This window comes from bacterium (assembly GCA_030652805.1).
Lineage (GTDB): Bacteria > JAHJDO01 > JAHJDO01 > JAHJDO01 > JAHJDO01 > JAHJDO01.
Genome location: JAUSPT010000005.1, coordinates 1 through 18,446, shown reverse-complemented (window position 1 = coordinate 18,446; position 18,446 = coordinate 1). Strand labels below are relative to the sequence as shown.

At 36.3% G+C, this 18,446-nt stretch carries 21 protein-coding genes; 13 read left to right on the top strand and 8 right to left on the bottom strand.

Features of this window, described 5'->3' with window-relative positions; genetic code table 11:
- Positions 1-292: 292 nt before the first annotated feature.
- The 10 genes from Q7J67_00360 to Q7J67_00315 all read left to right on the top strand — a co-directional run bounded on the left by Q7J67_00360 (position 293) and on the right by Q7J67_00315 (position 6,343).
- Positions 293-1,054, top strand: a complete 762-nt coding sequence (locus tag Q7J67_00360) for a sulfite exporter TauE/SafE family protein (GenBank protein ID MDO9463748.1) — start codon at positions 293-295, stop codon at positions 1,052-1,054.
- The gene (locus Q7J67_00355; protein ID MDO9463747.1) at positions 1,051-2,334 is read left to right on the top strand and encodes a 3-deoxy-D-manno-octulosonic acid transferase; all 1,284 of its coding nucleotides are present in this window, start codon (positions 1,051-1,053) and stop codon (positions 2,332-2,334) included. Before Q7J67_00360 ends, Q7J67_00355 begins: the two co-directional genes overlap by 4 nt.
- 81 nt (positions 2,335-2,415) lie before the next feature.
- On the top strand, positions 2,416-2,919 hold the full coding sequence (locus Q7J67_00350; GenBank protein MDO9463746.1) for a hypothetical protein: 504 nt from the start codon (positions 2,416-2,418) through the stop codon (positions 2,917-2,919).
- A gap of 21 nt (positions 2,920-2,940) precedes the next feature.
- On the top strand, positions 2,941-3,090 hold the full coding sequence (locus tag Q7J67_00345; GenBank protein MDO9463745.1) for a hypothetical protein: 150 nt from the start codon (positions 2,941-2,943) through the stop codon (positions 3,088-3,090).
- Positions 3,091-3,111: 21 nt separating this feature from the next.
- Positions 3,112-3,561 (top strand): hypothetical protein, encoded by a 450-nt coding sequence (locus tag Q7J67_00340; GenBank protein ID MDO9463744.1) that lies wholly within the window; start codon positions 3,112-3,114, stop codon positions 3,559-3,561.
- 94 nt (positions 3,562-3,655) lie between these two features.
- Positions 3,656-4,168, top strand: coding sequence for a hypothetical protein (locus Q7J67_00335; protein ID MDO9463743.1), 513 nt, complete (start codon positions 3,656-3,658; stop codon positions 4,166-4,168).
- Between the two features lie 468 nt (positions 4,169-4,636).
- Positions 4,637-4,906, top strand: a complete 270-nt coding sequence (locus Q7J67_00330) for a toxin (GenBank protein MDO9463742.1) — start codon at positions 4,637-4,639, stop codon at positions 4,904-4,906.
- A complete protein-coding gene (locus tag Q7J67_00325; GenBank protein MDO9463741.1) occupies positions 4,903-5,178 on the top strand; it encodes an antitoxin in 276 nt (91 codons plus the stop codon). The genes Q7J67_00330 and Q7J67_00325 overlap by 4 nt, the downstream gene beginning before the upstream one ends.
- A 47-nt stretch (positions 5,179-5,225) precedes the next feature.
- Positions 5,226-6,050 carry an AmmeMemoRadiSam system radical SAM enzyme gene (gene amrS / locus Q7J67_00320; protein MDO9463740.1) on the top strand — a complete coding sequence of 275 codons (825 nt, stop codon included), beginning with the start codon at positions 5,226-5,228 and terminating at the stop codon, positions 6,048-6,050.
- A 26-nt stretch (positions 6,051-6,076) separates the two neighbouring features.
- Complete coding sequence (locus Q7J67_00315) at positions 6,077-6,343, top strand: DUF4321 domain-containing protein (GenBank protein ID MDO9463739.1); 267 nt, start codon at positions 6,077-6,079, stop codon at positions 6,341-6,343.
- Positions 6,344-6,366: 23 nt separating this feature from the next.
- On the opposite strand, the gene rpoD is transcribed toward Q7J67_00315, so the two are convergent.
- The 3 genes from rpoD to Q7J67_00300 form a co-directional block, all read right to left on the bottom strand.
- Positions 6,367-8,109 (bottom strand): RNA polymerase sigma factor RpoD, encoded by a 1,743-nt coding sequence (rpoD, locus tag Q7J67_00310; protein MDO9463738.1) that lies wholly within the window; start codon positions 8,107-8,109, stop codon positions 6,367-6,369.
- Between the two features lie 2 nt (positions 8,110-8,111).
- Positions 8,112-9,869: a DNA primase gene (gene dnaG, locus Q7J67_00305; GenBank protein MDO9463737.1), complete on the bottom strand. Its 1,758-nt coding sequence runs from the start codon at positions 9,867-9,869 to the stop codon at positions 8,112-8,114.
- A 79-nt stretch (positions 9,870-9,948) separates the two neighbouring features.
- Positions 9,949-10,287 carry a histidine triad nucleotide-binding protein gene (locus tag Q7J67_00300; protein MDO9463736.1) on the bottom strand — a complete coding sequence of 113 codons (339 nt, stop codon included), beginning with the start codon at positions 10,285-10,287 and terminating at the stop codon, positions 9,949-9,951.
- A 150-nt stretch (positions 10,288-10,437) separates the two neighbouring features.
- Here Q7J67_00300 and Q7J67_00295 point away from each other — a divergent pair, with 150 nt between their 5' ends.
- Positions 10,438-11,745 (top strand): putative glycoside hydrolase, encoded by a 1,308-nt coding sequence (locus Q7J67_00295; protein ID MDO9463735.1) that lies wholly within the window; start codon positions 10,438-10,440, stop codon positions 11,743-11,745.
- A 4-nt stretch (positions 11,746-11,749) separates the two neighbouring features.
- Here the strand turns inward: Q7J67_00295 and Q7J67_00290 are convergent, their stop codons facing one another.
- Genes Q7J67_00290 through fusA form a run of 5 tightly spaced genes read right to left on the bottom strand, consistent with a single transcriptional unit; the run spans position 11,750 to position 16,825 of the window.
- On the bottom strand, positions 11,750-12,922 hold the full coding sequence (locus Q7J67_00290) for a galactokinase (GenBank protein ID MDO9463734.1): 1,173 nt from the start codon (positions 12,920-12,922) through the stop codon (positions 11,750-11,752).
- Positions 12,915-13,514, bottom strand: coding sequence for a Holliday junction branch migration protein RuvA (ruvA, locus tag Q7J67_00285; GenBank protein MDO9463733.1), 600 nt, complete (start codon positions 13,512-13,514; stop codon positions 12,915-12,917). The genes Q7J67_00290 and ruvA overlap by 8 nt, the downstream gene beginning before the upstream one ends.
- The gene (ruvC, locus tag Q7J67_00280) at positions 13,480-14,001 is read right to left on the bottom strand and encodes a crossover junction endodeoxyribonuclease RuvC (protein ID MDO9463732.1); all 522 of its coding nucleotides are present in this window, start codon (positions 13,999-14,001) and stop codon (positions 13,480-13,482) included. Before ruvC ends, ruvA begins: the two co-directional genes overlap by 35 nt.
- Entirely contained in the window at positions 14,001-14,744 is a 744-nt protein-coding gene (locus tag Q7J67_00275) for a YebC/PmpR family DNA-binding transcriptional regulator (GenBank protein MDO9463731.1), read from the bottom strand. Before Q7J67_00275 ends, ruvC begins: the two co-directional genes overlap by 1 nt.
- Positions 14,745-14,749: 5 nt before the next feature.
- Positions 14,750-16,825: an elongation factor G gene (gene fusA, locus Q7J67_00270; protein MDO9463730.1), complete on the bottom strand. Its 2,076-nt coding sequence runs from the start codon at positions 16,823-16,825 to the stop codon at positions 14,750-14,752.
- A gap of 132 nt (positions 16,826-16,957) precedes the next feature.
- On the opposite strand from fusA, the gene serS reads away from it, so the two are divergent.
- Both serS and Q7J67_00260 read left to right on the top strand, forming a co-directional pair.
- Entirely contained in the window at positions 16,958-18,229 is a 1,272-nt protein-coding gene (gene serS, locus Q7J67_00265; protein ID MDO9463729.1) for a serine--tRNA ligase, read from the top strand.
- Between the two features lie 12 nt (positions 18,230-18,241).
- On the top strand, positions 18,242-18,446 hold a 205-nt coding region (locus Q7J67_00260), incomplete at its 3' end, for a hypothetical protein (GenBank protein ID MDO9463728.1).

The window sequence follows — 18,446 nt, the reverse complement described above, 5'->3', positions numbered from 1 at the left end:
CCCTGCAATCTCTGCTGTACCCCGCCAATGTTCATATCTATTTATTTTAGGTAGAGGCTTCCTCTTAAAGAAGTAAAAACTAGCTGTCTTTCTCATTTGGCAACTCCTCCGATATGGTATATTCTTGCTCCAAACATTGCTCGCTAGCTCGCAATGTTTGGATGTCTTCTATCATACCACGAGTGTTACCTATGTTTCTCAGCCTCCGCATATGATTCCGTTGTCTGCGTGTCAATGTGAAAATCAATTCGCACGTTTGACGGAGTAATAATATTAAAGTATAATCCCTTAAATGTATTATTTATTAGCTTCTTTAGCTGGCGTATTAGCAGGAATCGGATCAGGGCTTTTGGGCATGGGAGGAGGTGCAATCCTTGTCCCTGTTTTACTGTTTGTCTTCAGTTTGCCCATCAAAGAAGCAATTGGAACAAGTTTATGTATAATTGTACTTACCGCTATATCAGCAATAATTGTGCATTGGAAAGAAAAACAGGTTAATTTGAAACTGGCTATTATCATGGCTTTAACCGGAGTTATTGGTGCTCAGCTTGGGTCTTATCTTAATGAGATTATTCCTGATAACATAATTAAATTTATATTTACAGTTGTCGTGATTATATTCGGTTTTAAAATGTGGATAGGAACAAATAATGGAAAGGAAGAAACTTCCACTACCAATACTTCTAACATAAAATTCAATAAATCATTAGCGTTAATTCTAGGGCTAATTGCCGGAACCGCTTCTGGCCTGCTTGGGATAGGAGGAGCATTGATCATGGTTCCTGTAATGCATATATTCTTACATATTCCCATGAATATATGTGTTGGAACTTCCCTTTTCATTGTATTCTTTAATTCTCTTTCAGGAGTAGTGGGATATATAGCCAGAGGTGATGCAAATTTAAAACTTGCAATTTTCATAGCTGTCGGCTCAGTTCTTGCAGCTCCTTTTGGCGCAAAACTAAGCGTAAAGATTTCGCGAGAAAAACTAAGAAAAATATTTGCTGTTGTTCTTGTACTTGCCGGAATAGCTATATTGTTTAAGAAAGCATGACATACTTCATTTACAACACTCTTTTGTATTCTATGTCTATCATTGCATCGCCCTATTTTTTATGCAAACTTGTTTTTACTGAAAAGCATAGAATGAGCTTATTGCAACGATTCGGCAAATTGCCTCAGTCGTTGATAGCAGATGGCAAATCAGTCTGGATACATGCTGTCTCTGTAGGAGAAGTAGCTGCTGCAACGCCCTTCATTGACGAATTCAGGAAAACATTTCCTGATTATAGAATTCTTCTTTCAACAGTTACTGCTACAGGCAATCAGTTTGCAAAGAAAATAAAAAATATTGATGGATTATTCTTCTTTCCATTTGACTATTCGTTCGCAATTAAAAAAGCCATAAAACATATAAGCCCAAATATATTTATAACATTTGAGACAGAAATATGGCCAAATTTTCTCAAGTATGCTCAAGACATGAAAATCCCATGTATCCTTGTAAATGGTCGTATATCTCCAGACTCTTTCAAGCGTTATAAAAAAGTGAAATTCTTCTTTAAACACATTCTTAAGAACTTCTCAGCATTTTGCATGCAAACAGAACAAGATAGAACAAGAATCATGGAATTAGGCGCAGAAAAAAGAAAAGTCAGAGTAACTGGAAATACAAAGTTTGACGCACTTGTTAGCAATGAAGAAAATATAGATATAAAAAAGAAGTTTGTAAAAATCTTTGGCATTGAAGAGAATGATAAGGTTATTATTGCAGGCAGCACACACAGAGGAGAAGAAGAAAAGGTTTTAGACGCATTTCAATATATTTGCCAAAAAGTCAGCAATGTTCTGCTAATACTTGCTCCAAGACATCCTGAACGCTTTCAGGAAGTAACAAAATTGTTGGAAGATAGAAACATAGATTATATTTTAAGGTCAACATTAGATAAGACCAAGAGGGAGGAACAGCAGGTCATAATCCTTGATACGATCGGCGAATTATCGAAACTATATACTATAGCTGATGTTGTATTTATTGGAGGAAGTTTAGTGCCTACAGGAGGACATAATGTCATTGAACCTGCAAGTTTGGGCAAACCAGTTGTTTTCGGTCCGTATATGTATAACTTTACTGAGAGTGCAAATCTGCTTCTTGAGAACAAGGGTGCCATTCAGATAGCTGATGAAGCTGGACTTGCAGCTTGTTTATTGAAGCTGATATTAGATTCTGAATATGCAGAACAAACTGGTAAGGCCGCAAAGAAAGCCGTACAACAAAACAAAGGCGCAAGCAAAAGAAATCTCGAAGTTATATCAGAATTTTTGAGAAATTAGACTGCCTATTTTTATTGAGGTTTTAAGCAATTTGGACTACTCAGAAGTAAACGCTTAATAGTTGATGTTAGGAGTATGAATATGGGAAATAATAAGCTTGTCATAAAGTTAAAAAGAGCTTGGATAATAACATGGGAGTGGAACAACGATTCTGCCTCAATAGTAGACAAAATTGCAGGAATAATAGACTACAGGAGGGGCAGAAAGCGCATTATTGATCTTGTTGAGTTTTTGTATAATCTCAAAATATCTGATATTAGTGAACTTGCCGACTATGCTAAGAATCGAAAGAATATCCCATACAAAGCTAATGTTGACTTCAATAACCAGATTACCTGTGGTCATCATCCATACCTTTACGCTCGCCAAGTTAAAAACATAGAGGTTTTTGTCGATTCACACTCTAAAATAGAAACAATTTCATGGGAGACATTCCCAACACAGGAACCAACTGATTCTTGTCCCCAAAAAAATTCGGATACCGAAAAAGAAGAGTTTAAGAGAATAATTATCGGTCCTCTATCATTTGATTATATGTGGGACCGCAAAAATGGGAAAATCAAGGAGCAATACTTAAAAAGATAAAAATAAAAGGGAGATGATAAAATGGAAGGAATTATGGGATATATGGTATTGAGTTTAGCAATAGGTGTGTATGGGATTATCTTATTTCTGGCACCTATAATCATTATTTCCAGATTAGGGAATATAGTGAAAGAATTAAAAGAATTGAATCAAAAAATGAGCAAAAGTTAAAACAAAGCAAGGAGGTAAAGTATGATGAGAATAAAATTAATATCTGTATTGATAGTTTTATTGCTTATAAGTGGGTGTGCTGCGATGCCAACGATGTTAGAAAAAGAACAAGCAACCGTAGATATATCAGATTATGGGCCATGTCCAACGATATCAGAACAAGCAATAGCAGATTATGGACAATATCCATCTGATTATGAAGAAATAGTCCATGATTGGATAAATAGAATTTTTTTTGACCCTCAAAGTGTGTATGATTTAACAATAAGCAAACCTGTAAAAGCATGGATTCAAGAACCAGCGCCTATTGAATTCTATATTCAAAATCCATCGCATCTTGATTTTGGAAAAACATATTATAGTTATCGTGTAAGCGTAACATGCAATGCTAAAAATCGCATGGGAGGATATGTTGGAAGAAAAACATTTAAATTACATATCCGTAATGGGATAATAATAAAATCTGACTAAGTTTTTTCAAAAACAAAAAAACTATAATAAATAAACGAAACAAATGAATACGAGTGCTAAAGGTTTAATGAAGAGGATGTTTTTGTTCGGGTTGGTGGCAATGCTTATTATCTGGTCTGTTATAGAGCTGAAAGCAGAAGAATGTGATGATGAATGGTGGAAACAAATGAAAGCACAAACTGTCTGTTTTGAAGATTATAAATGGGGGCAAACTTTTGTTGATACTAAAAACCAATTAAAAAATAAAAATAAAAACTTTGTTCCTCTTAAAGGGGAAGGATTAGCATATTTTGATAAAATTTTTGGCGAATCTTGTAACGTAACTCTTATATTTACACCAAAGAGTAAATTACTTGCTGCTATTACTGTCTCATGGGACGCTACATCAGTCGGGTCTGGCTTAAAAACCCTTTTAACAAAAAAATACGGCAGTCCTAGTCAACTAAACCAATTTATGGAAAAATATTCTTGGTTCAAATTTGATTCAACTTTAATATTAGACTATAGTTTTACAAAAACAGATTTATTTTATTATGGTGGAGAATGCTGGAAAAAGCATGAACAAGAAACAGCAGAAATAACAGAAAAAGAAATAGATGGATTTTAATTGCTGATAATATTGTAAAGGTGCGGAATAAAAGTGGAAGGTTTTATTTGGTTTCTAGTTTTATGGATTATAGTCGTTCCCGTCTGGCTTTTTTGGAAACTAGTTATTGCAGGAAGGGGAACTTGTGTAAATTGCAAACAGAGCTATAAGAGTATTCATTGGAAAGCAGAAGGTAAAAAATTCTGCACCCAAAGATGTCTTTCTGAATATTTTAGATGTGAAGTTTGTGGCGCTCCTTCAAAATACCATACTGAAAGCAGACATTTTTGTAGTAAGAATTGCCAAAAAAAATTCTTATATAGCATTTCAGAAGAGGATACTTAATCCTTAAAAAATAAATAAAAATCTCAAAAGACGAGATTGCTTCACTTCGTTCGCAATGACGAAAAGAATATTTTAAATAGATTTTGAGGAAACTCCAGAAATAATAATATTGACAAAAGATAGACATTGTCATATATTTAGCTTGTGAAATTCAATTGGAGTCCCGAAAAAAACAAATGGTTGGCGGAAAACCGCAACATTACATTTGAGGAAATAATTTATCTTATAAACGAAGGATATTTGCGGGCGATTCTAAAGCACCCGAAGAAAGCAAATCAAAAAATATTTGTGGTTGAACGCGAAGGGTATGCATTTAATGTGCCCTCTGTGGAAGAACATGATGGAACATGTTTTTTAAAAACAATATATCCCAGTCGTTCATCAACTAAAAAACATATTGGAGGTAAGAAATGAAAAAGCTACTGCTCACTAAAGAAGAAGCGGCGTTGGAAAAGGAAATTGAAAATGGCGAATGGGTTGCCGTTCCCGATATGACAAAAGAAATAAAAAAATATCAAACCCATGCCCATAATGCTTTGAATAAGATCAAAAAGATCAATATCCGCATGTCCGATTGGGACTATAATAATATAAAGCTACGGGCTGTTCAAGAAGGCCTGCCTTATCAAACATTAGTTTCAAGCATAATTCACAAATATTTAACGGGACAAATAAAAGCCAGTTAAAGGTCTCAGAATTATGAAAGAAGCTCTATATTACAAAAAGCTCAACAATGATTCTGTACAGTGTTTGCTTTGCCCAAAGCTATGTAGGAAAGGAGGGTAAAAGCGGATTCTGCGGCGCAAGGGAAAATATAGGGAATAAGCTATTCTCAAACATATATTCCCGCATTAGTTCCCAGGGAATGGATCCTATAGAGAAAAAGCCTCTGTATCACTTTTGCCCTGGAAGTTTAATCCTCTCATTAGGTACTACTGGCTGCAATTTTGCTTGCCCTTTTTGTCAAAACTGGCAGATCTCTCAAGAACGTAATGTTTCTACTCACGAGATGTCACCATTTGAAGCTGTAGAAAAGGCTCTGGAGAGAAGTTCCATTGGCATTGCATACACATACTCTGAGCCAATGATATGGTATGAATATGTAATGGATACAGCTAAGCTTGCTAAAGAAAAAGGCTTGAAGAACGTGCTTGTAACAAACGGCTATATTAATGAAAATCCGCTCAAAGAATTACTCCCATTTATAGATGCCATGAATATTGATTTAAAAGCTTTTGACGAAAAATTTTATAAAGAAATCTGCAAAGGAGACCTTGAAACTGTATTGAAAACCATAAAAATATCTAGCACAAGCTGCCATATAGAGATAACGAATCTTGTTATCCCAGGATTTAATGACACAACTAGGCACTTTGAAAATCTCGTCAACTGGATAGTGAAAAACATAGGAGTAGATATACCTCTGCATTTTTCGAGATATTTCCCGCATTATAAGATGAAAACCAGTTCTATTACTCCGATTGAAACTTTGGAGCAGGCATATGAAATTGCAAAAAAAAAGTTAAGGTATGTATACTTGGGGAATATAATGATATAATAAATAGAATTTTGGAGGGTTATATAATGGCATTATTAAAAGGCAGAATAGGTTTTTTTCTAGCAGTAATAGCGATAGGCGGGCTTGTGGGCAGTATAGTAGGAGAAATCTTTGGGCTTCTTCTTCCTACTGGTGTAATTCATAATATTTTTGTAAAAGGACCAAATATGCAACTCGGCCCGGCAACATTGAATCTAGTGGTTTTTAGCATAACATTAGGATTTGGCTTAAAGCTTAACCTCTGTGGATTACTCGGCATTACACTTGCTCTATTAATATACAAAAAAGCATAGTACGGGCACGGCGCGCCGTGCCCCTAGCTCGTTACTTCAAGGAATCCCCTAAGCTTTCTACTCCTAATTGGATGGCATAACTTTTTCAAAGCTTTTGCTTCTATTTGGCGGATCCTCTCTCTTGTTACATGGAATACATTGCCTACTTCTTCTAAGGTATGAGGATACCCATTATTAAGACCAAACCTGAGTCTTAATATCCTTGCCTCCCTCTCAGTAAGGGTCACTAGAACCTCTTCTAACTGTTCCTTTAACATTACAGATGAAGTAGCAGCTGATGGAGAAACAATACTCTTATCCTCTATGAAATCTCCGAAATGAGTATCTCCCTCATCTCCTACTGGTGCTTCAAGAGATATCGGATGCTGGGCTATCTTAACTATGCCACGAACTTTATCTATAGGTAGCTTCATTCTTTCTGCAAGTTGCTCCGGGCTGGGCTCTTCTCCAAACTCCTGTATCAGCTCACGTGATGTTCTTGCAAACTTATTAATCGTTTCTATCATGTGCACAGGAATGCGAATCGTTCTAGCCTGATCAGCTATTGCTCTTGTTATTGCCTGGCGAATCCACCATGTTGCATAAGTAGAAAACTTATAACCTCGCTTATGCTCAAATTTATCTATAGCTTTCATTAGGCCTATGTTGCCTTCTTGAATCAGATCCAAAAAAGGCAAGCCTCTATTAACATACTTTTTAGCAATACTTACAACAAGACGTAGGTTCGCCTCTGCCATTTCCTTCTTTACTGCAGAAATTCTTACTTCCTCATACTCTATTTCCTTTACTAATTCAGACAGCTGGTCAAAGGATAGTGCAGCTTCTGCTTCTAAATATCTTATTCTTCTTTGACTTTTGCTTATGTTATGGTTAGCTTCTAAAATCTCCATAAGTGTATGACCTGTTTGCTCAATTACATTCTTGGGAAGTATCTTCTTGTTCGTTATTTCTCTTGATATAATAGATATCTGTTTTTTACTCATTCCCACTTTATTTGCAATCTCGTTAATCCTTGCTTTTATCTCATTCATTTCTTTGAGAGAACATTTTATCTTATTAGCGGTTTCTAATATGTCTGTCTGACTCAATTTAAGATTACTTCCGATTTTTATAATCCTATTTTTTTCGAAATTTATTTCTTCTGTTATTTTTAACTCCTGTTCTTTTGAGAGTCCATGTTTTTTCAGTTTCTTCTTTAAATCATGAATTTTTATGTCAGCGTCGCTTATACTATCTAATAAAGCAGGCATGCTTTTTAATAGATCTTTGCTTTGAATACTTATTTCATCATCAAGAATATCCTCAATTTCTGTTTCAGTCTCTTTTAACTTTTGAAGATACCTATCAACTATGATCTTTATTTGTTTAGGTGCAAACCCACAGGTAAATACTAGTCTTCTTAATTTTCTCTCTGCCTTGTCAATCTTCTTCGCCAGTTTTAATTCCTGATCTCTGGTAAGTAAATCAATCTGTCCCATCTGATGCAGATATGTGCGCACAGGATCACTAACTTTTGACTTTGTAGCAACATCCAGTGTTTCTTCAACTTCTTTTTCTTTTAAAACAGCTGTAATCTTGGTCTCAGGAGCAGATAAAATCTCAATATCCATGTCTCCTAACATCATAAGAATATCATCAATCTGCTCTGATGAGACAACATCAACGGGAAGCATCTCATTTATCTTTTCATAGGTCAAGTGCCCTTCTTTCTTTCCTAATTCTATTAATTTTTTTGTGCCTTTAGGGTATCTTTTTCTCTTATTCATACTTACCATTCACCTTTCAAATGTATTATCAATTCTTTCTGTTCCATTATCTGCTTTAGAAGACTCCTCACTTCGCCTGTTTCTTTTGTTTTTCCTAAACTTGCATTGAGTTCAGCTATCCTTTTATTTATTTTTTTTTCTTTCAACTTTGCTATTGTCTGGTCAACCTCTTTTTCTTTTTCAGAATGAGGAATAGTTTCCATAATGAGACCTGTAACTATGTCCTTAAGCACATCACTTTCTAACTGATTTAAAATATTCTTACAAGAGAACATTTTACCAGCTATGTCTAGTTTAAATAATAAGTCCACAATCTGCCGATAGTTATTATTCAAAAAGTCCTCTACAACTAAAGCCCGACGCACTTTTTTAACAATATCTGTATCTTCTAGCATCAATTGCAGCAAGTGTTTCTCAACCCTTTCTGTTGGTAAGAGAGTGGCACTTGGATGATAGAATATTCGCTCAGATACTTGATCCTCTATTTTACCCAGCTCATCTAATACAGACGCTTCATCCAACGATAGCCTTGCTGCTAAATACCTGATATATTCGGATTTCCTAATGGAATCTGTAATCTTGCTGATTGTAGGCAGTATGTTTTTTGCAATTTCTGCCTTGCCATCTATAGATGCTGAATCTAACTGATTTTCTAAAATACTAATCCTATAAGTAATAATATCAACTGCTGCTTCTAGCATATTGGAAAACTTGTTCTTCCCGTATTTATTAAGAAAGCTATCAGGATCTTCACCTACAGGCAGTCTAACAATTTTTACCATTAACCCTTGTTCAACTAAGATATCTAGTCCGCGTAATGTTGCATTAGTTCCAGCTGTATCTCCGTCATAGACTATAGTTGCTTTTGTAGCATATCTTAACAGTAATTTGGCCTGCTGAACTGTTAAGGATGTTCCTGAGGATGCTACAACATTTAAAAACCCTGCCTGATAAAGCGACAAGAGATCCATATACCCTTCCACTATAACAGCATGCTTATTATCAGCTATTTCTTTTTTCGCAATATTAAGTCCATAAAGAATATTGCTCTTATTGTATAAATCTGTTTGTGGAGAATTTAGATATTTGGGAAGTGTTTTATCATCAAGCGCTCTGCCCGCGAAACCTACGATTTTTCCCTGTGTATTATATATTGGAAATATAATACGATTCTTAAATCTTACATACTTGTTTTTCTCGCGAGAGTCATACGCAATTATACCCGCTTTAACTAAAAATACCTCAGGTATTTTTTCCCCTTTAGCAAATTCCAACAAACTCTTTGGAGAGGCTGGCGCATATCCTAGTTTAAAGTCTTTAATTATCTGACTATCAATTCCTCTGTTCTTCAAATACTTATAAGCATGTTTGCCCTCTAAACTATTTATTAGCATATTATTAAAATAATCAGAGACTATATTGTGAACTCTATACAGGTCTAAAACATCTGTATTCATTTTTTGCCTTGTAATGGAGATCCCTGCTTTATCTGCAAGTGACTCTACTGCTTCAATAAAAGTCATATTTTCGTATTTCATTACAAAGCCAAATACATTGCCTCCTGCTCCACAGCCAAAGCAATGGAATATTTGTTTTTCCGGACTGACTATGAATGACGGAGTTTTTTCATGATGAAATGGACACAGTGCTTTAAAACTTCTCCCTACCTGTTTTAGGGGAATATAACTGGAAATAACTGAAACAATATCGCTCTGTTGTTGTATATCCTCAATAACTGTATCAGGAATCATTCCAGCCATGAATTTAGACTGCCTTTATTGACATTTCTTCTGAAAAGCTAAATTTTTAGTCTAGCATTACGATATGAGATTTGTCAAATTAGCCTGGCGGCCAGTTCATAACTCTTCCACCTATAAGATGGAAATGTAGATGAAACACCTCTTGTCCGCCATGTTTGTTGCAGTTGCATACTATGCGAAAACCTGAAGAAGCAATGTTATTTTTCTCTGCTATTTCTACAGCTATTTTATGTATTTTCACAATTAATACATTGTCATCAACATCAATAATCGTTGGAATGTGGCTCTTTGGAACTATTAAGATGTGAGTGGGGGCAACAGGTTTAATGTCCTTAAATGCTATCATATCCTCATCTTCATATACTATTTCTGCTGGGATTTCCTTGTTAACAATCTTACAGAATAAACAATCGCTCATAATATATACTCCTAATATGTTTTTATAGGCTACCTAAATTATCATACTTTCTTATATTTTTTACAAGCATTTTACATCCCATCTGCTTGACTTGCCTTATGAAAAGTGATAGCTTCTGGTCTAATGTTTAGTATTTTGAAAATTAGAATTTTGAATTTGTTTCGGATTTCGATATTAGAATTTCGTATTTTATTTAGTATCTGGCTTTTATTTGGATTTTGCCTTTTGCCATTATACGCTTCCTCATCCTCTTTCATAACTCACACTGTAAGAAGTGGAGAGTCATTATATAAAATTGCTGATAAATATCTCCCCCTGAGCGATTTCTATTCACTATCCTCTTTTGTTAAGGAAATAAAAAAGATTAACGATGTTAATCAGGCAGGTCTTAAGATAAATAAAAAACTCAGGATTCCTGTTGTCAGAACAAAGCCCGTCAAGGCAAAAACAATCACAAAAGACAAATCTTTTAATGCCAAAGGAATATACATAACCGGCAATACAGCAGGAACAGAAAAAATTTTGACATTAGCAAAAAAACTGAAATCTTTTGGAGGAAACACCATAGTTTTTGACGTGAAAGATGTTGATGGCGTAGTGACATATGAAAGCTCAGTACCACTCGCAAAGGAAATAGGTGCTACCAGAAAATCCCAGATAAGAGACATAAGTAAAATGATATATCTTTTGCATAGAGAGGATATGCATGTTGTAGCAAGAATTGCGCTTTTCTGTGATATAATATTAGCTAAGAAACGCCCTGCCTTAGCTATACAGAGCAAGTCTAGCGGAGGTGTGTGGAAACAAAAGGGAAGAATTCAGTGGGTGGACCCTTCTCTTGGGATGGTCCAGAAATACAATCTTGACCTGGTCACAGAGCTGTGCGATTTGGGTGTGGATGAAATTCAGTTCGATTATCTCAGATTTCCTGCAATGGGGAATGTCAAGGATGCAAAGTATTCATTTGATGAGGCAAACATCGAGAAACATACAATCATAACAAGTTTTCTGAAGAGAGCTTATGAATTAACACGCAGAAAGAAAGTCTTATTATCCATAGATGTTTATGCAATCACGGCCTGGCAGCGAAAGGAAGATGAGGAAATCACAGGTCAGAGGATTCAGGATCTTGCAAGATATGCTGATATAATAAGCCCTATGCTGTATCCATCTCATTTCTACGGCAGGTTTGAAGGCAGGAAGAATCCTGCAGACCATCCATACTATTTTATTTCACAGGGCTGTAAAAAAACCGGAATTGCTACAGAAAAAACAGGTATTATTATAAGGCCATGGCTTCAGGCATTTCCATATAAGATAACCGACTCCAAGTGGAATAAAGGCTACATTCTTGAACAGATAAGAGCTGCTAAAGAAGCTAATGCATGCGGATGGCTGTTGTGGAGCGCAAGCAATAACTATAAAGTTTCATGGCAGGCATTGAAGTCCATTAAGTAGTATCTCAAGATATTTTTTTTGCACTATTCTCCGGACTGCAGATATAGATATTTGGTTTAATACCTGTCTTTTTTTGATATTCTTTGCTTACTACTCGAGAGAACTTATCAATAACATCTTTTTTAACAATATTTACAGTGCAGCCTCCAAAACCGCCGCCAGTCATTCTGGCTCCAATTACACCATTAATGCTCCTCGCAATATTTACCATTGTATCAAGCTCAAGACAGCTTACTTCATAATCACTCTTTAGGCTCTCATGTGATTCATTCATCAGCTTGCCAAACTCAAGTATGTCATTCCTGCCCAGAGCATTTATGGCATCTAATACACGTCTATTTTCATAAAGAACATGCTTGCATCTTTTCTGTGCGATCTCATCAAGCGAGCCTTTGTATTTCTCAAATTCTTCTATAGATACGTCTCTAAGTATTTCTATTTGCGGAAGAAATCTTTTAAGACTGGATACAGCTCTTTCACATGTTGCTCTTCGCTTATTATATTCTGAGCTGGCAAGCTCTCTCTTTAGATTTGTATTACAAACAACTACGTTAAATTCCTCCAGCTTTAAAGGGATGTTTTTATAAGAAAGGTTCTTGCAATCAAGAAACAATGCATGGTCTTTTTTCCCCAGCATAGAAACAAACTGGTCCATTATTCCACAGTTCACTCCAACAAACTGATTTTCTGCTCTTTGGCACAGTTTAATCATTTCTATATGAGGTATATGCATGTTAAATAGTGTGTTAAAAAAATATACTGTCGCAACTTCAAGAGCAGCAGAAGAGCTAAGTCCAGCTCCCTCAGGGATGTCTCCTCCAAAAACAATATCTGCACCATTAGTATCAGCTTTTATCTCCAATAAAGACTTTAGTACTCCCCCAATATAATTTACCCACATCTTTTCTTTATTGAACCGAATAGAATCAATATTAAATTGGACATTCTGCTCATAATCTATTGAGTATACTCGTATAATTCCATCATTGCGTTTTGTTCCAGCCATATAAATATTTCTATCTATAGCAATAGGCAAAACAAATCCCCCGTTGTAGTCAGTATGTTCACCAATCAGATTAATCCGTCCGGGAGCAGAGACAGTGAGTAAGTCTTGAGAATCCTTTTTAAAGAACTCTTGATATGTATTTTTGATATTTTTTATGTTAAATTTATACAAACTTAAGAGACTTTCGTATAAGCTCTTCTATCTTTATCTCTTCTTTTGTTTCAGACAGCACTCTGTCAACAGCTCTTTGTGCAATAGCGCGGGAATACCCCAATGAAACCAATGCAGATATACTGTCATTGATTACAGAACGTTCCTCAGGGTCTTTGCCAATCAGATAAGATTTTTCTCTGTTTGTTAAAACACCTATTTTATCCTTGAGTTCTACTATGATTCGCTGTGCAGTTTTTTTGCCTATGCCTGGGATTGTGGTTAATATCCCAACATCTTCATCCACAACAGCAGCCTTAAATCTATCAACTTTTATAGCAGATAAAATCCTTATAGCCACACTTGGCCCTATCCCTGATATTGAAATTAGTGTTTTGAAAAACCCCCTCTCATCTTCAGCTGCAAAGCCATAGAGTTCTAACTTATCTTCTCTTACATAAAGATGGGTAAAAATCTTTACTTTTTCTCCTGTTTTAGCAATTTGATTATATGTAGTCAGGGAAATATGCATTTCATAGCCAACTCCACCAACATCTACAACAATAAAAGTTGGCGTTTTAACCGATAACTTTCCTTCTATGTATCCTATCATTTTTTCCTCTAGGTACTGATCGATTTATATAACACAGGGCAATAGCCAAAGCATCTGCTACATCGTCGGGCTTTGGTGTTTCCTCGAGACGCAAAAGCTTTTTTACCATAAACTGAACCTGCTGTTTGGATGCTTTCCCATATCCCACTATAGCTAGCTTTACTTCCAAAGGCGTATAGGATGCTATTTCAAGATTAGCATTAACACCAGCTACTATAATCGCTCCCCTTGCTTGTCCTACCTGAAGAGCAGTTTTTACATTCTTGCAAAAAAACAGTTCTTCAATGCCAAGAACATCAGGATTATACTTTTCTATTATATCAGAGATTTTAGCGTAAATTATCTTGAGACGATTAAAAAATGGCTCATCTTTGGATGTTTCTATGCATCCAAATCTTAAAGGTGAAAGAGCATCTTTTCCCTGCTGGGTTTCTATAACTGCATAGCCTGTTCTGGCAACGCCTGGATCAACACCAAGAATGCGCACTATATCTTTCCCATTTCCTCATCAGAGATATCAAAGTTCGCATAAACATGCTGCACATCATCATGATCTTCGAGTGTCTCCACAAGATGAAGCACCTGTTCAGCCTTTTTCCCTGCAACAGGAACTGTACTCTTAGGCACCATAGTTATTTCTGCCAGCTCAGGAGTGATGCCTTCTTTTAGAATTGCTGCCTTTACTTGCTCAAAAGTTTGAGGATTAGTTATGATCTCGTAGAAATCACTCTCTGTGTTCATATCTTCAGCTCCAGCATCCAAAACAATCTCCATAAGTCTATCCTCGCTTGCAGCATTTTTTTTAACATGACATAAACCCTTTTTCTCAAACATCCATGCTACACTTCCTGCTTCAGCAAGATGTCCGCCATTTTTTGAGAAAACATGTTTTATTTCAGAAACTGTACGATTCTTATTATCAGTAAGAAGTTCTGCATAAATAGCTACTCCGGCAGGGCCGTATCCTTCATACGCAAGCTCTTCGTAGTTCACTCCGGGTAATTCCCCTGTCCCTTTTTTAATTGCACGCTCTACATTTGACGCAGGCATGTTGGCGTCTTTTGCTACCTGAATAGCACTTCTTAGTCTGGCATTAGCGTTGACATCGCCTCCTCCACTGCGCGCAGCAACAGTTATTTCCTTGATAAGCTTTGTAAATGTCTTTCCACGCTGCGCATCAACTTTCGCTTTCTTATGTTTGATTGATGCCCATTTTGAATGACCTGACATCTATTCTACCCTTTCTTCATTTTCTCTGTTTCCTCAACAACTTTAGTGCCTATTTGCGCAGGAACCTGTTCATAATGCGAAAACTGCATGCTGTAAGTACCGCTTCCCTGTGTCATAGATTTAAGATCTGTTGCATACTTATAGAGCTCAGCCAAAGGAATATTTGCCTTTATTGTTTGAGTGTTCTCATCTGTATCAATTCCAATAATTCTCCCGCGTCTGGAGTTCAGGTCTCCATTGACATCTCCCATATATTGAGAAGGAATTGCAACCTCTATCTCCATGATCGGTTCCATTAACACAGGATTTGCCGCCGTCATAGCATCCTTAAACGCCATAGAGGCAGCTATCTGAAAGGCTATATCAGAGGAATCAACAGTATGAAATGTGCCGTCATATAGAGATATACTTAAATCAACAACTGGATAGCCAGCAATAACTCCCTTTTGAATTGCCTGCTTTAATCCCTTTTCAACTGAAGAAATAAATTTGGCTGGAATAGCGCCTCCAACTATCTTATTAACAAATTCAAATCCCTTGCCGGTTTCCAGCGGTCCAGTTTCAATATATACCTCAGCATATTGTCCGCGTCCTCCAGACTGTTTTTTATATTTAGTATGACCTTTTGCAGATTTCTTTATTGTTTCTCTATACGGAATTCTTGGTTTTTCCATACTGACATTCACACCAAATTTTTTTGCCAGTTTACTTACAATAACCTCCAAATGAAGCTCTCCAAGCCCGGAAATAATTGTTTGTCCGAATTCCTTATCAACTTCCACTCCTAATGTGGGATCTTCCTCTTTTAATCTAGTCAAAGCCGTACCAATTTTATCTTCGTCTTTTCTTGCCTCAGGCTTAATTGCGAATGATATAATCGGTAAAGGGAATTTAGGAGGAGAAAACAATATAGGATTTCCACTATCACATAAAGTATCCCCTGTTTTTGTATTTTTCAGTTTAGCAACTATCCCAATATCTCCTGTATGGAGCTTATTTACATCTATTTTATTCTTCCCCTGCATTTGCACAATTTGCCCAAGCCTTTCTTTCTCTTTTCTGGAGGAATTATAAATATCTGATGAAGAAGATACTGTGCCTGAATATATCCTGAAAAAGCTCAGCTCCCCAAGATGAGGCTCGGATACGGTTTTAAATACTAAGGCACTAAATGGATCCGTATCATTAGCTTTCCTTTCTACAGTTTCATCTGTGTTAGGCTTTTTCCCTGACACAGCATTATCTACAACAGGAGACAGCATAGAAGAGATTATTAGCTCTGTAAGCAATCTGACTCCTGTATTGTTTAATGCAGAGCCACACATCACTGGAATAAACAATCTTGACTGAATGCTTTTACTTAATGCGTTGGAAAGTTCATCCTGAGAGAGCTCCTTCCCTTCAAGATATTTTTCTATCAAGGTGTCATCTGTTTCAGCTAATGCCTCAACTAATTTTTCTCTGTATTGATTTGCTTGGTCTGAAAGAGCTTCTGGAATATCCTCTGTCTTTGACCTCTGTCCATCAAAAACAATTGCCTTCATATTTAGTAAATCAACAATCCCTTTAAATGATGATCCTTCTCCGATCGGAATCTGTAAAGGGACAACCCTTTCTTTGAATGTTTTTGCAGCAGACTCAATAATCTTGAAAAAACCTGAACCATCTTTACCTATTTTATTCACAAAAATCAATCTGCTTGAAGCTTCAGACTTTACTAGGTTCCAGATCCTCTCATTCTGTAAGCTAACTTCTGCTGTAGAGTCACATATTATTATCACATTATTTATAACTCTAAGCGCAGAGTTTAGTTCTCCTGTAAAGTCAGCATAACCAGGAGTATCAATAATATTTATTTTGATATCGTCATATTCACATGCACAGACCTTTGAAGTTATTGTTGTCATTCTTTGTGTTTCTTCAGGAGTATAATCAAAATTACTTGATCCCTCGTCTACCTTGCCCAGTCTGTTTGAACCCCCGCAGTTGTATAGAATTGCTTCTGCAAGAGAAGTCTTACCAGAGCTTGCTTGCCCTACCAGAACAATATTTCTTATGTTTTCGCTGGTACATTCCTTCATAAATCCCCCCTTTTGCTAGTGTAAATATATCCTTCAAACTATAGCACAGCGATATTTATCTTTTCAATAAGAATATTGACAAAGCCCTAAATGTTGTTCATAATGCGGAACAGTTTTGTGGGAGTTAATATTATGCTGGATATAAAATTTATAAGAGAAAAAACGAGCTGTGTAAAAAAAGCAGTAAAAAACAGAAATATGTCAGTGGATATTGATGAAATATTAGCCATTGATAAAGCTAGAAGGTTGTTACTTGGAGAGGCGGAAATCCTTAAGCAACGAAGGAATCTTGCTTCTTCAGAAATTCCAAGACTTGAAAAAGAGGGCAAATCTGCAGATGCATATAAAGCTACAATAAGAGTCATATCCCAAAAAATCAAAGAATTAGATGGGAAATTGGGTGGTATAGATAAAAAATTGCACCAAAAGCTGCTGTTTGTCCCAAATATTCCACACAAGACAACGCCAATTGGCAAGTCAGAAAAGGACAATGTTGAGATTAAAAAATGGGGGGGAATACCAAAATTCACTTTTGCTCCAAAGACTCACTGGGAAATTGCAAAACGTCTGGATATACTGGATTTTGAGAGAGCTTCAAAGATAACAGGCAGCCACTTTTGTCTTTATAAGGGCTCGGGCGCCAGACTTGAAAGAGCGCTTATAAATTTTATGCTTGATATTCACACAAAAAAGCATGGCTATAAAGAAATATCAACTCCTTTTATAGCAAACAGGCTTTCTATGACAGGCACAGGGCAACTGCCCAAAATGGAAGAAGATATGTATAGATGCGAGATAGATGATTTTTTTCTCATACCAACTGCAGAAGTACCTGTTACAAATATACATAGAGACGAGATATTAAAAGAGGATGATTTGCCAATCTGCTATACAGCGTATTCTCCATGCTTTAGAAGAGAAGCCGGCTCTTATGGAAAAGACACCAGAGGACTTAATAGAGTACATCAATTTGACAAGGTTGAAATGGTGAAGTTTGTAAATCCTGAGAACTCTTATGATGAGCTTGAATCTTTACTTAAAAACGCAGAAACTATACTTCGTGAATTGGAGCTTCCATACAGGGTTATTGTGCTGAATACAACAGATATTTCATTTGCGGCGGCAAAATGCTATGATATAGAGGTATGGGGAGCTGGACAGAATAAGTATTTTGAAGTTTCTTCCTGTAGTAATTTTGAGGATTTTCAGGCAAGACGTGCTAATATAAGGTTCAGAAGAAAACAGACAGAAAAGGTAGAGTTTGTGCACACTTTGAACGGTTCTGGTGTGGCTCTTGCAAGAACTGTTGTTGCGCTTCTGGAAAATAATCAAAGGGAAGATGGAAGTGTTTCCATCCCCAAAGCTCTCCAGCCTTACATGGATGGGATGGAGGTTATAGAATAAAAAGGAGGAATTATGGAATACGGTGGTGATGATCTGGAACGTATGATTAATTTAGGAAAGCAGAAGCTCAGTAAGTTTGGAGGTGTAGTTCCACTTATAGTCGTTGGCCTGTTTATATTGATACTGCTAAAAAGCGCAATCTATTCCATTGGCCCGGATGAGGTTGGCGTTGTGCGGCGCTTTGGCAAATATATTGCTCCGCCAGTCGGATCAGGGT